Source organism: Sphingopyxis sp. (genome assembly GCF_050725615.1).
Lineage (GTDB): Bacteria > Pseudomonadota > Alphaproteobacteria > Sphingomonadales > Sphingomonadaceae > Sphingopyxis.
Window position 1 is genome coordinate 1 of the sequence record NZ_JBOHHU010000109.1, and the last position, 12698, is coordinate 12698.

General features: G+C 68.6%; 12 protein-coding genes. 7 read left to right on the plus strand and 5 right to left on the minus strand.

Features of this window, described 5'->3' with window-relative positions; all coding sequences use genetic code 11:
• Window positions 1–100 precede the first annotated feature (100 nt).
• Window positions 101–2665: a leucine--tRNA ligase gene (gene leuS, locus ACREB7_RS18685; RefSeq protein WP_431593775.1), complete on the minus strand. Its 2565-nt coding sequence runs from the start codon at window positions 2663–2665 to the stop codon at window positions 101–103.
• Window positions 2666–2710: 45 nt separating this feature from the next.
• Window positions 2711–3136, minus strand: coding sequence for a DUF3576 domain-containing protein (locus ACREB7_RS18690; RefSeq protein ID WP_431593786.1), 426 nt, complete (start codon window positions 3134–3136; stop codon window positions 2711–2713).
• Between the two features lie 316 nt (window positions 3137–3452).
• On the opposite strand from ACREB7_RS18690, the gene ACREB7_RS18695 reads away from it, so the two are divergent.
• Window positions 3453–4166 (plus strand): hypothetical protein, encoded by a 714-nt coding sequence (locus ACREB7_RS18695; RefSeq protein ID WP_431593776.1) that lies wholly within the window; start codon window positions 3453–3455, stop codon window positions 4164–4166.
• 184 nt (window positions 4167–4350) lie between these two features.
• Here ACREB7_RS18695 and ACREB7_RS18700 read toward each other — a convergent pair whose 3' ends face one another.
• Complete coding sequence (locus ACREB7_RS18700; protein ID WP_431593777.1) at window positions 4351–4962, minus strand: thiamine phosphate synthase; 612 nt, start codon at window positions 4960–4962, stop codon at window positions 4351–4353.
• 62 nt (window positions 4963–5024) lie between these two features.
• On the opposite strand from ACREB7_RS18700, the gene ACREB7_RS18705 reads away from it, so the two are divergent.
• Window positions 5025–5687: a YggS family pyridoxal phosphate-dependent enzyme gene (locus ACREB7_RS18705; RefSeq protein ID WP_431593778.1), complete on the plus strand. Its 663-nt coding sequence runs from the start codon at window positions 5025–5027 to the stop codon at window positions 5685–5687.
• A gap of 294 nt (window positions 5688–5981) precedes the next feature.
• Here ACREB7_RS18705 and ACREB7_RS18710 read toward each other — a convergent pair whose 3' ends face one another.
• A complete protein-coding gene (locus tag ACREB7_RS18710) occupies window positions 5982–6497 on the minus strand; it encodes a DUF4402 domain-containing protein (RefSeq protein WP_431593779.1) in 516 nt (171 codons plus the stop codon).
• Window positions 6498–6592: 95 nt separating this feature from the next.
• On the opposite strand from ACREB7_RS18710, the gene ACREB7_RS18715 reads away from it, so the two are divergent.
• From ACREB7_RS18715 to ACREB7_RS18735, 5 genes are all read left to right on the plus strand, one after another.
• Window positions 6593–7678: a type III polyketide synthase gene (locus ACREB7_RS18715; protein WP_431593780.1), complete on the plus strand. Its 1086-nt coding sequence runs from the start codon at window positions 6593–6595 to the stop codon at window positions 7676–7678.
• Window positions 7675–8388 carry a methyltransferase domain-containing protein gene (locus ACREB7_RS18720; protein ID WP_431593781.1) on the plus strand — a complete coding sequence of 238 codons (714 nt, stop codon included), beginning with the start codon at window positions 7675–7677 and terminating at the stop codon, window positions 8386–8388. Before ACREB7_RS18715 ends, ACREB7_RS18720 begins: the two co-directional genes overlap by 4 nt.
• Window positions 8385–9488, plus strand: a complete 1104-nt coding sequence (locus ACREB7_RS18725) for an NAD(P)/FAD-dependent oxidoreductase (protein ID WP_431593782.1) — start codon at window positions 8385–8387, stop codon at window positions 9486–9488. Before ACREB7_RS18720 ends, ACREB7_RS18725 begins: the two co-directional genes overlap by 4 nt.
• 97 nt (window positions 9489–9585) lie before the next feature.
• The gene (gene msrB / locus ACREB7_RS18730; protein ID WP_431593783.1) at window positions 9586–9993 is read left to right on the plus strand and encodes a peptide-methionine (R)-S-oxide reductase MsrB; all 408 of its coding nucleotides are present in this window, start codon (window positions 9586–9588) and stop codon (window positions 9991–9993) included.
• A gap of 71 nt (window positions 9994–10064) precedes the next feature.
• A complete protein-coding gene (locus ACREB7_RS18735) occupies window positions 10065–12251 on the plus strand; it encodes a transglycosylase domain-containing protein (RefSeq protein ID WP_431593784.1) in 2187 nt (728 codons plus the stop codon).
• Between the two features lie 9 nt (window positions 12252–12260).
• On the opposite strand, the gene ACREB7_RS18740 is transcribed toward ACREB7_RS18735, so the two are convergent.
• Window positions 12261–12698: M48 family metallopeptidase (locus tag ACREB7_RS18740; protein ID WP_431593785.1), on the minus strand; the 438-nt coding region annotated here is incomplete at its 5' end.

Here is a 12698-nt window from a genome sequence, read left to right on the forward strand (position 1 = left end):
CGTGTCGAGCGAAGTCGAGACACGCCAATGCGGCGCCAGACGTCCCTCGACTTCGCTCGGGACGAACGGAAAGGAGAGGGGTTTGTTCCCGATCATCCGATCAGGGAACGATGTTCACGAGCCGGTCGGGGACCACGATCACCTTCTTCGGCGTCGCGCCGGCGAGCAGTTCGACGATGCGCGGACGTGCGAGCGCCGCCGCCTCGATGCTGTCCTTGTCGAGCCCCTTGGCGAGCGTCATCGTGTCGCGCAGCTTGCCCGCCATCTGGATCGCGATGGTGACCTCGTCATCGACGAGCAGCGCCGGATCGGCGGCGGGCCATGCGGCGTCGGCGACCATCGCGGTCGTACGCTGCCCCGCAGGCAAGGTGGCCCAGGCTTCCTCGGCGAGATGCGGCAGCATCGGCGCGACGAGCAGGATCAGGGTGCGGCACGCTTCGGCGCGGGTCGACGAAGGCGCGGCCTTTTCGACCTCGTTGGCGAGCGCATGGACCTTGGCCACCGCCTTGTTGAAGCCCAAGGCTTCGATATCGGCGGCGACACCGGCGATCGTCTGGTGCAGCTTGCGCGCGAGGCCCTTGTCTTCCGATCCGTCGCCGACATTTTCGGTGTCGCCGAACAGCCGCCACAGGCGCTGGACAAAGCGCCAGGCGCCCTCGATGCCGGCCTCGCTCCACGGCAGGTCGCGCTCGGGCGGGCTGTCGGAGAGCATGAACCAGCGCACCGCGTCGGCGCCATATTGGTCGAGGATGGCGTCGGGATCGACGACATTCTTCTTCGACTTCGACATCTTGATCACGCGGCCGACGTCGACGGTATAGCCGTCGGCGGTCAGGATCGCACCGTCGGGCCGGCGCTCGATCTCGTCGGGGGTGAAATAGAGCGGCGGCAGGCCTTCGCCCTGATCGCGGCTATAGGTTTCGTGCGTCACCATGCCCTGCGTGAACAGGCTGGCGAAGGGCTCCTGGATGTCGATCATCCCCATCTTGTTCAGCGCGCGCGTCCAGAAGCGCGCGTAGAGCAGGTGGAGGATCGCATGCTCGATGCCGCCGATATATTGGTCGACGGGCAGCCAGCGGCGGATCACGTCCGCGTCGAAGGGCTTGTCGCTGGGCGAGCTGGCGAAGCGCAGGAAATACCAGGACGAATCGACGAAGGTGTCGAGCGTGTCGGTTTCGCGCAAGGCCGCGCCGCCGCAGGTCGGGCAGGCGACATGTTTCCAGGTCGGATGGCGGTCGAGCGGATTGCCGGGGACCGAGAAATCGACATCCTCGGGCAGCACGACCGGGAGCTGGCCCTTGGGGACCGGGACGATGCCGCAGGCCTCGCAATGGATGAACGGAATCGGGGTGCCCCAATAGCGCTGGCGCGAAACGCCCCAATCGCGCAAGCGCCACACGGTCGTGCCCTTGCCCCAGCCTTCATGCTCGGCGCGCGCGACGACGGCGGCCTTGGCCTCGTCGATCGTCATGCCGTCGAGGAAGTGGCTGTTCACCAGCTTGCCCGGACCGGTATAGGCCTCGGTGCCGGTGAAATGCTGCGCGGTCTCATCGCCGTCGGCGATGACGCGGTGGACCGGCAGCTCATATTTATGGGCGAAATCAAGGTCGCGCTGGTCGTGCGCCGGGCAACCGAAAATCGCGCCGGTGCCATAATCCATCAGCACATAGTTCACGACCCAGACCGGCAGGTGCAGCGCCGGGTCGAGCGGATGCTCGACCGCGAGGCCGGTGTCGAACCCCATCTTCTCGGCGGTGTCGATCTGCTCGGCGGCGGTGCCCTGACGGCGGCATGCCTCGATGAAGGCGGCCAGTTCGGGCGAATCCTTCGCAAGGCGTTCGGCCAGCGGATGGTCGGGCGAGATTGCCGCGAAGCTGGCGCCGTACAGCGTGTCGGGGCGCGTCGTGAACACGTCGAACCCGACGGCGCCGCCCGCCATCTTGAAGCTGAACTCCAGCCCCTGCGACTTGCCGATCCAGTTTTCCTGCATCAGCCGGACCTTGTCGGGCCAGCTGTCGAGGCTGCCCAATCCGTCGAGCAATTCCTCGGCGAAGTCGGTGATCTTCAAAAACCACTGCGACAGTTTTTTCTTTTCGACCAGCGCGCCCGAGCGCCAGCCGCGGCCGTCGATCACCTGCTCGTTGGCGAGCACGGTCATGTCGACCGGGTCCCAATTGACATAGCTGTGCTTGCGCGTGACCAGCCCGGCGGCGAACAGGTCGAGGAACAGCGCCTGTTCCTGCCCATAATAGTCGGGCTCACAGGTCGCGAGTTCGCGGCTCCAGTCGATCGCGAGGCCGAGGCGTTTGAGCTGGCCGCGCATCGAGGCGATATTGTCGCGCGTCCAGCCGCCGGGATGGACGCCCTTTTCCATCGCCGCGTTCTCGGCGGGCATGCCGAAGGCGTCCCAACCCATCGGATGGAGGACGTCGTGGCCGGTCATCCGCTTGAAGCGCGCGAGCACGTCGCCCATCGCGTAATTGCGGACATGCCCCATATGGATGCGCCCCGAGGGATAGGGGAACATTTCGAGGATATAGGCCTTGGGCCGTTCCTCTCCGTTGGCGTCGGCGCTGTCGGTGGTGGCGAAGCTGTTCGCCGCCTCCCACGCCGCCTGCCAGCGGGCGTCGGCGGCCATGGCGCCAAAGCGCGTTTCGCGGGTCATGCTGTTTTTCCCGTTGCGGTGGCGGCGCCGCGCGGGCGCCGAAGATTAGCCTTCAAATGCGCCGCGGCGCAGATCGCGGGCGCGGGTGAGGATGATTTCCTCGAGCTTCTGCACCGTCGCGGCCTGAACCGGTGCATCGACCCAGGTGCCGTTCTGGGCGACCTGGCGCGAGGCGGCGACGCGCAGCGCGTCGGCGCGCAGGTCGCGATCGAGGATCGACACGGTGACCTTCATGCGCTCGTTCGGATTGCCCGGGTTCGCATACCAGTCGGTGATGATCACCCCGCCCGACGAATCGGCCTGGAGCAAGGGCATGAACGACAGCGCGTCGAGGCTGGCGCGCCACAAATAGCTGTTCACGCCGATCGTCGTGACCTGGCTCGCCGCGAGGTCGGCGCGCGGCCGCGCCTTGCCGCCGCCGCACGCCGAAAGACCGAGCGTCGCGACCCCGAGAAGCGCGAGCGTGGCCATGCGGCGACCGGACAGAGCGCCGAGCGTGGCAGGGACGGAAAGCTTGGACATGCCGAAACACCTTATCAAAGGACGCGGTCGAACGCCGCGCATGCGAGATTTGTGAGCGTCTCTATCGCGCATGCCGCGCGGCGGCAAGCGCGCGAATGCGCTTGTTCGCGCCGTTCATCGGGGAGTCAGTTTAACGCTGCACTGTGGTCATCACGCAACAGCCCCAGGATAATCGGGGGCTAAAGATTTGCTTTCTCGCGAATCACTGGAAAAGTTCGCGCATCGGGCCTATCTAGATCGGGTACTGGGGTTGGAGTCGCAGACAATGCCGCGCAGCAAGCGCCATTTCTGGAAAGCAGGGGTCGTCGCTTTGGCGGCCGCTTCGCTTGCCCTGCCCCCCGCCCTCGCCGCGATGAGCCGCGCCGACCGCATTCGCGAAACCTCTTTGTCCGAAACGCTGCTGGGGCAATTCACCCCCGCTTCGGGCGACCCGCGGCTGATCGCGCGCTATGCCAAAGTGTCGGCCGATTCGCGGCGCAGTTTCAGCTTCACCCCGGCCCTGACCGACACGAACCGTCCGAATCGCGCGATCACCGTCGTGATCCGCGCCCGCGACGACAATGGCAGCGCGGCGATGACCTCGGCGCTGGCGATGAACCGCAAGGCCCCGGTCGCGATCACCCCGGTCGCCTACAACCTCGGCGCATCGGTCGGGTTCGAAAAATTCGTCACCCCGGCGCTGCCGCGCGGTCTCGACCTACGCAACCTGCCGCAGGCCAAGGCGCCCGAGCAGAATGAGAAGAAGTCGCGCTTTGCGACGCGGATGCTGGCGCGCCCGAGCGACCCCGCCGGCGCGACCGATCGCCTGACCACGCCGGGCGACGACCAGGCCGTCGACGTCGTCAGCAGCTATCGCCTGACCAAGAATCTCGATGTCACCGCCGGCGTTCGCTACAAGAGCGAGGATAGCGTCCAGCCGCTGACCGATACGCGCCGCGACAGCCAGGCGGTGTATGTGGGCACCGCGTTCCGCTTCTAAACCCGGCGTTTCGCCTCCTTATCCGTCAAAAAATCCGATTGATGCCGGTTTTTTGAATGATTCGCAGACCGCCCTTCTTTTTCCGTTTGTGTCGAGCGAAGTCGAGACACCCCGAAGGCAGGCGCTTCCCAAGCGGGTCTCGACTTCGCTCGACACAAACGGGATTTATGGCCCGGCTTGCCAGCTAGCCTCTCGCCACTTTTTCCAGCCAATGATCGATCGCCGCCCAGCCGGGGGTGAGGCCGCTTGCCCGGCTCGCGCGCCGGAGGACCCGCGCGCGCGCCGGGGTCAGGCCGCCGAGAGCGACCGGCTGCGCCCCGCTGCGCCGCGCGAGGCGCAGCCATGCGGCGCGGCCCAGCGATGCGGCGCCGGGATGCGAGCGGGTCGGATGGAGCGGCGACACAAACGCGAGGTCGGCGCGGGCGCGACGCGCGGCGCGGGCTTCGCGGGGGTCATGGACCGGCATCGACACGATCAGGCCGAGGCGGTGCGCCGCCGCCGCCTGCTTGACGCGATGCTGGCGCAGATGAACACCGTCGGCGCCCCAGCGCTGCGCCAGCGCGGGAGATCCGGCGAGCAGCAGCACGAGATTGCGGGCTTTGGCGATCCGCGCGAGCCGGCGGACCAGCCGCCAGCGATCGCCCGACGCGCGGTCATCATCGCGCAGGACGATGCCGCTGCCCGGCGGGAGCGCCGCAGCGGCGGCGAGCACCGCGTCGCCGAGCCGCGCATCGGTGAACAGCCAGCACTGCGGCAGTCGGCCCGATGGTCTTGAGAGGGGGTGGCGCCGGGGCATCGGCTTTTCTATAGGCGCGTCGCCGCCGCGCGCAACGCGCGGGCGCCAGCGAAGGAAAAGCCATGGACAGTGCAGCGGAGCGATTGGCCGGGGTCGCCGCGGGAATCGCGGCGGCAGCGGCGCGCGCGGGGCGCAAGGCGAGCGACGTCCAGCTGATCGCGGTGTCGAAGACGCATGACGCCGCCGCGATCCGCCCGCTGATCGCGGCGGGGCAGCGCCATTTCGGCGAAAATCGCGTCCAGGAAGCGGCGGGCAAATGGCCCGAACTGCGCGGCGAGACACCCGATGTGGTGCTGCACCTGATCGGCCAGCTGCAGTCGAACAAGGCCGAAGAGGCGGTGGCGCTGTTCGACGCGATCCATTCGGTCGACCGGCCGTCGCTGGTCGCGGCGCTGGCGCGCGCCTGCGAGAAGGCGGGGCGGCAACCGACGCTGTTCGTGCAGGTCAATATCGGCGACGAGGAGCAGAAGGGCGGTTGCGCGGTCGCCGACCTGCCCGCCTTGCTGGCAGAGGCGAAGGACGCCGGGCTGACCATCGACGGCCTGATGGCGATCCCGCCCGCCGACGTCGCGCCGACGCCCTATTTCGCGCTGCTCGACGAGCTGGCCGAGCGCCACGGTCTGCCGCTGCGGTCGATGGGAATGAGCGGCGATTATGAGACGGCGGTGATGCTGGGCGCGACGCATGTGCGCGTGGGGACGGCGTTGTTCGGGGCGCGAGGCTGAACGACCGGTTTTGGCAGAGAGACAGGAGGGTCACGCCAAACAGAGACGGAGCACTATGTCGCGAATGTCGGCGAAATTTGTTTCGCACAAAGACACAAAGGCACGAAGATGTCGTGCCGACCGCGAAGCGGTTTCGTTCTTTTTCCATTGTGGCCAGACAGCGCGATGATGATGAGGCGGCCTTGCGGCCGCGAGCTACTTCTTCGTGCCTTTGTGTCTTTGTGCGAAACAAAAATCCCGAGCAATCGGTTCTGAACGAAGCCCGCGGCGCGAGGCCAAGGTCGGTGTCGATCCTTACTGATATTCCACCGTTACCGGAATGCGCCCGCGATAGTCGCCGTCGTCGAGCCCGGCGATCTGCAGCCGGCCGCCGAAACGGAACTGCAAACGCCCATCGGGGCCGAGGCGCGGCGCGGCGTTGAGGTCGGTGACGAGGCCCGAGACGCGCGCGCTGCGGCCGCGATCGCTTTCGAGGTCGACACTGGTCGGCAGGATCACGCGGACTTCGGCGCCGGGTTCGCCGGTCACGGTGACGGTGCCGGTCACCGCGAAACCGCCGAGATCGACGACATCGCCGCTGAGGCGGCGCGCGCCCGACAGCGGGTCGAGTTCGACCGCGCCGCCCATCGCGCCGACCGCGACCCGGCCCATGTCGAGCTGGGTTTCGACCTCGACACGCAGCGGCGTTTCGACCTTGCGCGCCGCCGTGCCGCCGGTCGCACCCTCCTGTCCGCACAACATGCATTGCGCCGACGCCGCCGACGGGGCCGCGAGGAGCAAGCCGAGCACAAGGAAAAGGCGCAATTTCACCCCTGCAGAATAGCGGCATTGTGGTTAATCGGCGGTAAAGCGGCGCGGGCGCTAATCCGCTGGCTTGCTCTTCGCTTTTGATCCAAAGCTGCCCCATGCCCCCCGCTTCCCCGACCGCCTGGCTCAACACGCTCGCCACCGCGACGCCCGACCATGACATCCATCAGGCCTTCATCGACTGGGCGACGCCGCGGCTGACCGACGAACGGGTGCGCGCGATCTTTGCGCGGATGACCGGACGCTCGGGGATCGACCATCGCTGGTCGGTGTTGCCGCCGACGCCAGGCGGCGGATCGCCGGTCGCGCCGGGCGGATTTTACGATGTTCCGGGCCTGCCGCCGACGTCGGTGCGGATGGCGGCCTATGCGGCGCACGCCCCCGAACTGGCATTGCAGGCGATCGCGAAGCTCGGCGCGGCCCTTGATCCGGCGCGCGTCACGCATCTGGTGGTCGCGAGCTGCACCGGGTTCGTCGCGCCGGGGATCGACCAGATCATCGCGCGGCGACTGGGGCTGGCGGCGACGGTCGAGCGGGTGCTGATCGGGTTCATGGGCTGTTACGCGGGGGTCACCGCGCTCCGCAATGCGCGCCATATCGCGCGTTCCGAGCCCGATGCGGTGGTGCTGGTGGTGAGCGTCGAGCTGTCGACGCTGCACCTCAGCCTGGCCGACCAGCCCGAACCTTTGCTCGCGATGCTGCAATTCAGCGATGGCGCGGCGGCAGGCATCGTGTCGGCGGCGGCGCACGGGCTCGCGCTCGGCGAGGGCCGCAGCCTCGCGCTCGACGACAGCGCAGATCTGATCCGCTGGGATATCGGCGACAAGGGGTTCGAGATGCAGTTGTCGGGCGAGGTGCCCGGGCGGCTGCGGGCCGCGCTGGGCGAGCCGGGTGTCCAGGCGCAACTGTTCGGCGACGACGGGCCGCCGTCCTTGCTCGCGGTGCATGCCGGCGGGCGATCGGTGCTCGACGCGGTCGAGGCGGCGCTGCATGTCCCGCCCGACGCGCTCGCCGACAGCCGCGCGGTGCTCGCGGCGTGGGGCAATATGTCGTCGGCGACGATCCTGTTCGTGCTCGCGCGGATGATGGAGCGCGACGCTCAAGGGGACGGCATCGCGATCGCCTTTGGCCCCGGGCTCGCCGCCGAAGCGATCCGCTTCACCGCGCCCGATCAACAGCAATGAACCCCTTCGCCAGCCTGGCCACGCCGATCATCGCCGAGGAGGAGATGGACGCGGTCGAGCTGGCGCCGGGCCGCTATGCGAAGGTGCTGGCCGACCTGTCGCGGATCAATGCGCTGACGCTGGCGGCGCGGCCAACTTTGGGCTTTCTGGAACGGGTGCGGGCGCGGGGGATTGGCGACACGCCCTGGCGTATCCTCGACGTCGGGTTCGGCGCGGGCGACATGCTGGCGCGGATCGCGCGCTGGGGCGACCGGCGCGGGGTCGCGCTCGATCTGGTCGGGGTTGACCTCAATCCCAAGAGCGCAGCCGTCGCCGAAGCAAGGCTCGGCGGGCGGGCGCGGTTCGTGACCGGCGATTACCAGGATCTGGCGGGCGAGGGGTGGGACATCATCCTGTCGAGCCTTGTCACCCATCATATGACGGTCGATCAGCGCGGCGAATTTCTGCGCTTCATGGACGCGCAAGCCGCGCGCGGGTGGCTGGTCAATGATCTGCACCGCCAGCGCCTGCCTTTCATGGGGTTTCCCCTGCTCGCGGCGCTGGCGTGGGCGGACCCGATCGTGCGGCGCGACGGACAGCTGTCGGTCGGACGCAGTTTCCGGCGCGGCGAGTGGCAGGCGATGCTCGCCGAAGCGCTGCCCGATACGATGGCGCAATGCCGCGTCTTTCGCAGCTTTCCCTATCGGCTGTGCGTCGAGCGGGTGCGGTGAGCGCGCCCGATGCGCTGGTCATCGGCGCGGGACCGGCGGGCGCCGGGGCGGCGATCGGGCTGGCGCGCGCGGGCGCGAAGACGCTGCTGCTCGAACGGAGCCGCGAGACCGGCGATGCGCTGTGCGGCGGGTTTTTGAGCTGGCGGTCGCTGGCGCGGCTGGAGGCGCTCGGGATCGATGCGCAGGCGCTGGGCGGACAGACGGTGCGCCGGGTGCGGCTGTTCGCCGGAACGCGGTCGAGCGAGACGATGCTGCCCGAGGCGGCGATGGGGGTGTCGCGGTGGCGGCTCGATTCGGCGCTGCAAGCGGCGGCCGTGAGGGCGGGGGCCGGCCTGGAGCGCGGGGTCCACGCGACCGGGCTGGATGACGGCACCGTCCAGACCCGCGATGGCGCGAAACTGAACGCGCCGTCGATCTTCCTCGCGGCGGGCAAGCATGGCTTTCGCGGATTCGCGCGCGAACCGGCGGCCTGGCAACGGGATGATCCGGTGATGGGGTTGCGGTTGCGGTTGCCGCCGGGCGCGAGCCTCGACCGGCTGGTCGGCGATGCGGTCGAGCTGCACCTGTTTGATCGCGGTTACGCAGGATTGGTGCGACAGGAGGACGGCAGCACGAACCTGTGCCTCGCGGTCCACAAGTCGCGGCTCGACGCGGTGGGTGGGGCTCCCGAGGCGCTGCTGCGGCGGCTCGGCGAGCAAAATGCCCGGCTCGGCGAACGGCTGATCTTTGCCGACTGGAGCGCCGCGATCGATGCGATCGGGCATGTGCCCTATGGTTGGCGGAGCGGCGTCACGACACCGGGACTGTTTCGCTTGGGCGACCAGGCGGGGGTGATCCCGAGCCTGGCGGGCGAAGGCATGGGCATCGCGCTGGCGAGCGCCGACGCCGCTGTGGCGGCATGGCGGCACGGCGGGGCGAATGCCGCGCCCGAGTACCAGGCCCGGCTGGCAGCGCGGATGACGCGGCCCTTCGCGCTGGCGAACCTGATCTGGCGGATCGGCGAAAGCCGACGGAGCGCCGCGCCGATGGTGGCTATAGCAGGCCTCGCACCGCCGCTGGTGCGCTGGATGTCGAGGACGACGCGGCTACCCGGCGACTGACCGGCGGCCCTTGCGGAAACCGGGCTTCAGCCCGATATTGCGACCAACGGACGTGCGTCCGCGACATCGCGCGCAACCGCCGAGGAGAAACGCCGCCATGACCGACCCGAAAACCACCAAATCGCTCGATCCGATGGCGCATCATGTGCTGCGCGAGGGCGGCACCGAGCGCGCCTTTACCGGCAAATATACCGACCATAAGGGCGACGGCGTCTATCGCTGCGCCGGGTGCGGCGAACCTTTGTTCGACAGCAAGACCAAGTTCGACAGCGGGTCGGGCTGGCCAAGCTATACCGCGCCCGCCGACGGCGCCGCAGTCGCCGAACTAACCGACACCAGCCATGGCATGGTGCGCACCGAAGTACGCTGCGCGAAGTGCGAAGGCCATCTGGGTCATGTCTTCCCCGACGGCCCCGGACCGACCGGGCTGCGCTACTGCATCAACAGCGCGGCGCTTGACTTCGCGGACCGCTCGCCGGATGACGCCAAGACCGACGCGGGTTGACGGGCCAACCCTCGATGCGGACCAATATGGGCTGACGCGGTCAGGGGCGCGGCGAGGGAAGGAAATCGGCTTTGCGCCGCGAAAGACAGCAGGCTTCGTCAGGGAAATCGTCGGGTAGCGCCAAATCGGGCGGATCGCCTGCCAAGGGCGAGCCGCCACGCTGGCGCGTCTGGTTGCGGCGGGCCATCCGCTGGGGCCTGGGCCTCGCGCTCGTCGGCCTGATCGCGCTGGCGGTGGCGGTCGGCATCGCGGTGCAGCGCATCCCGAGTTTCGAGGAGCTGAAAAAGTCGCCCGCCGGCCAGACGATCCGCGTCCATGCATCGGACGGCACGGTGTTCCTGTCGCTGGGGCCCAATTACGGGCGCTGGCTGACGCTGAAGGAAACGCCGCAGGTGATGCAGGACGCGATGGTCGCGGTCGAGGACCGGCGCTTTCGCTATCACCCCGGGGTCGACCCCGTCGGCATGACGCGCGCGGCGATGATGGCGGTGCAGAATCGCGGCACCGGCCGCCGGCTGCAGGGCGCATCGACGATCACCCAGCAGCTGGCGCGCAACGTCTTCCTGTCGAACAGCTACACCTTCTCGCGCAAGCTGCGCGAAATGGTGCTGTCGATGGCGCTCGAATGGAAATTCTCGAAGGACGAGATCCTCGAACTTTATCTCAACAAGGTCTATTTCGGCGGCGGCAGTTACGGCATCGACGCCGCGTCGCGGCGCTTTTTCGGGCATAGCGCGACGCAGATGTCGCTGTCCGAGGCGGCGGTGGTCGCAGGGCTGGTCAAGGCGCCGTCGCGTTATTCGCCGACCGCCGACGCCAGCGCCGCGCTGGGCCGCGCCGGGGTCGTGCTGAACGTCATGGTCGATGCCGGGGTGATCACCCAGTCGCAGGCCGACGGCGCCAAACCCGCCGATGTGCAGATGGCGCAGGAGACCGGGCAGAACAGCGCGCGCTATTTCAGCGACTGGGCGCTGCCGCAACTCGACATGCTGATCGACGAGGGCAGCGAGGCGATCGACGTCTATACGACGATCGACCTCGGCATGCAGCGCGCGGCGACGGCGGCGATCCAGGCCAATACCCCCGCAGGGGTGCAGGGCGCGCTGGTGGCGATCGACCGCGACGGCGCGGTGCGCGCGATGGTCGGAGGCACCGATTATGTCGCCTCCAACTACAACCGCGCCACCCAGGCGGTGCGCCAGCCGGGCTCGGCATGGAAATTGTTCGTCTATCTCGCCGCGCTCGAGGCAGGGTATAAAGTGAACGACGAAGTGGTCGACGAGCCGATCACGATCAACGGCTGGAGCCCGCGCAACTCGTCGGGGCGCTTCGCCGGCGCGATGGACCTGCGCACCGCCTTTGCCTATTCGGTCAACACCGTCGCGGCGAAGCTGGGCGACGAGGTCGGTTTTTCGACCGTCGCCAATATGGCGCGCCGCTTCGGCATCACGACCCCGGTCAACACCCACCCCTCGATGGTGCTCGGCAGCGCCGAGGTGCGGGTGATCGACATGACGTCGGCCTTTGCGGCCGTCGCGCGCAAGGGCGTGTCGGCGGCCCCCTATGGCATCACCAAGGTCACCACCGCCGACGGGCGTCTGCTGTACCAGCGCGCGCCCGAGCGCGGCACGGTGCTGGTCGACAATTGGGTCGCGGCGGGCATGACCGACCTGTTGCAATCGGCGGTCGCCACCGGCACCGGCCGCGCGGCGCAGATCGGCCGCCCCGTCGCGGGCAAGACCGGCACGACGTCGAGCAACAAGGACGGCTGGTTCTTGGGCTTTTCGAGCGGGCTGACCACCGGGGTGTGGATGGGCCGCGACGATGCGAAACCCGTCGGCGGATTGCAGGGCGGCCGCGCGCCCGCCAAGGCCTTTGCCGATTTCATGCGCATCGCGGTCGCGCGGCGTCCGGTCGAGGCGTTCGACACCGAGGTCAAGCTGCCCGACTGGCAGCTCGAGGAAGAGGATGACGCCTATTTCGGCGAGCCGGGCGAGGGCGGCATGGTCGACGAAAACGGGATGCCGATCGAGCTGCCCTATGACAGCCGCCCGCCGGCCAATCCCGATGCGGGTACCCCGCAGCCCGCGCCCGAGGATGGGCCGGTGCTCGACCAGCGCTGGCTCGACGAACAGACGGGACGCTCGGAACCGGCACCCAAGGCCGCCCCGCCACCCGCGAACAAGGCGCTGCCACCCGCCGTGAAGAGCACGACGGTGCGCGTTCAGGGGCGCGAGAATCCGGCGCCCGGAAACTAGCGCTTCGGCTTAGGTGAACCGGTAGCGATGCAACGCGCGGCCTTCGCGGCGTAGCCAGCTGCGCGCCGCCGCGACGTCGCCGTCGTGCAATTCGTCGACGAGCGCGTGGAACGCGGGGCCGTGATCCATGTGGCGAAGATGCGCGACCTCGTGCGCGACGGTTGCGCGGCGGACATGGTCGGGCGCCATCACCAGCCGCCAGCTGTAGCGCAGGTCGCCGGTCGCGGTGCAGCTGCCCCAGCGGCTGCGCGGATCGCCGACCCCGATTCGTCCGACGACGAGCCCCGCGCGCGCCGCGATGGTACGGCTTTCCTCTGCCATCAGGTCGAGCGCCTGCGCCTTCAGCCAGCGTTCGATACGCCGACCGACGCTGTCGGCGGGGCCGCCGAGACGCAAGCTGTCGCCATCGAGGCGGACGGCGCGCGGCAGGGCAGGGTTCCATTCGAC

Bases quoted from the DNA above. Each gene is read 5' to 3' on its own strand.
- leuS (WP_431593775.1), bottom strand. From the start codon at position 2,665: ATGACCCGCGAAACGCGCTTTGGCGCCATGGCCGCCGACGCCCGCTGG.
- ACREB7_RS18690 (WP_431593786.1), bottom strand. From the start codon at position 3,136: ATGGCCACGCTCGCGCTTCTCGGGGTCGCGACGCTCGGTCTTTCGGCG.
- ACREB7_RS18695 (WP_431593776.1), top strand. From the start codon at position 3,453: ATGCCGCGCAGCAAGCGCCATTTCTGGAAAGCAGGGGTCGTCGCTTTG.
- ACREB7_RS18700 (WP_431593777.1), bottom strand. From the start codon at position 4,962: ATGCCCCGGCGCCACCCCCTCTCAAGACCATCGGGCCGACTGCCGCAG.
- ACREB7_RS18705 (WP_431593778.1), top strand. From the start codon at position 5,025: ATGGACAGTGCAGCGGAGCGATTGGCCGGGGTCGCCGCGGGAATCGCG.
- ACREB7_RS18715 (WP_431593780.1), top strand. From the start codon at position 6,593: ATGCCCCCCGCTTCCCCGACCGCCTGGCTCAACACGCTCGCCACCGCG.
- ACREB7_RS18720 (WP_431593781.1), top strand. From the start codon at position 7,675: ATGAACCCCTTCGCCAGCCTGGCCACGCCGATCATCGCCGAGGAGGAG.
- msrB (WP_431593783.1), top strand. From the start codon at position 9,586: ATGACCGACCCGAAAACCACCAAATCGCTCGATCCGATGGCGCATCAT.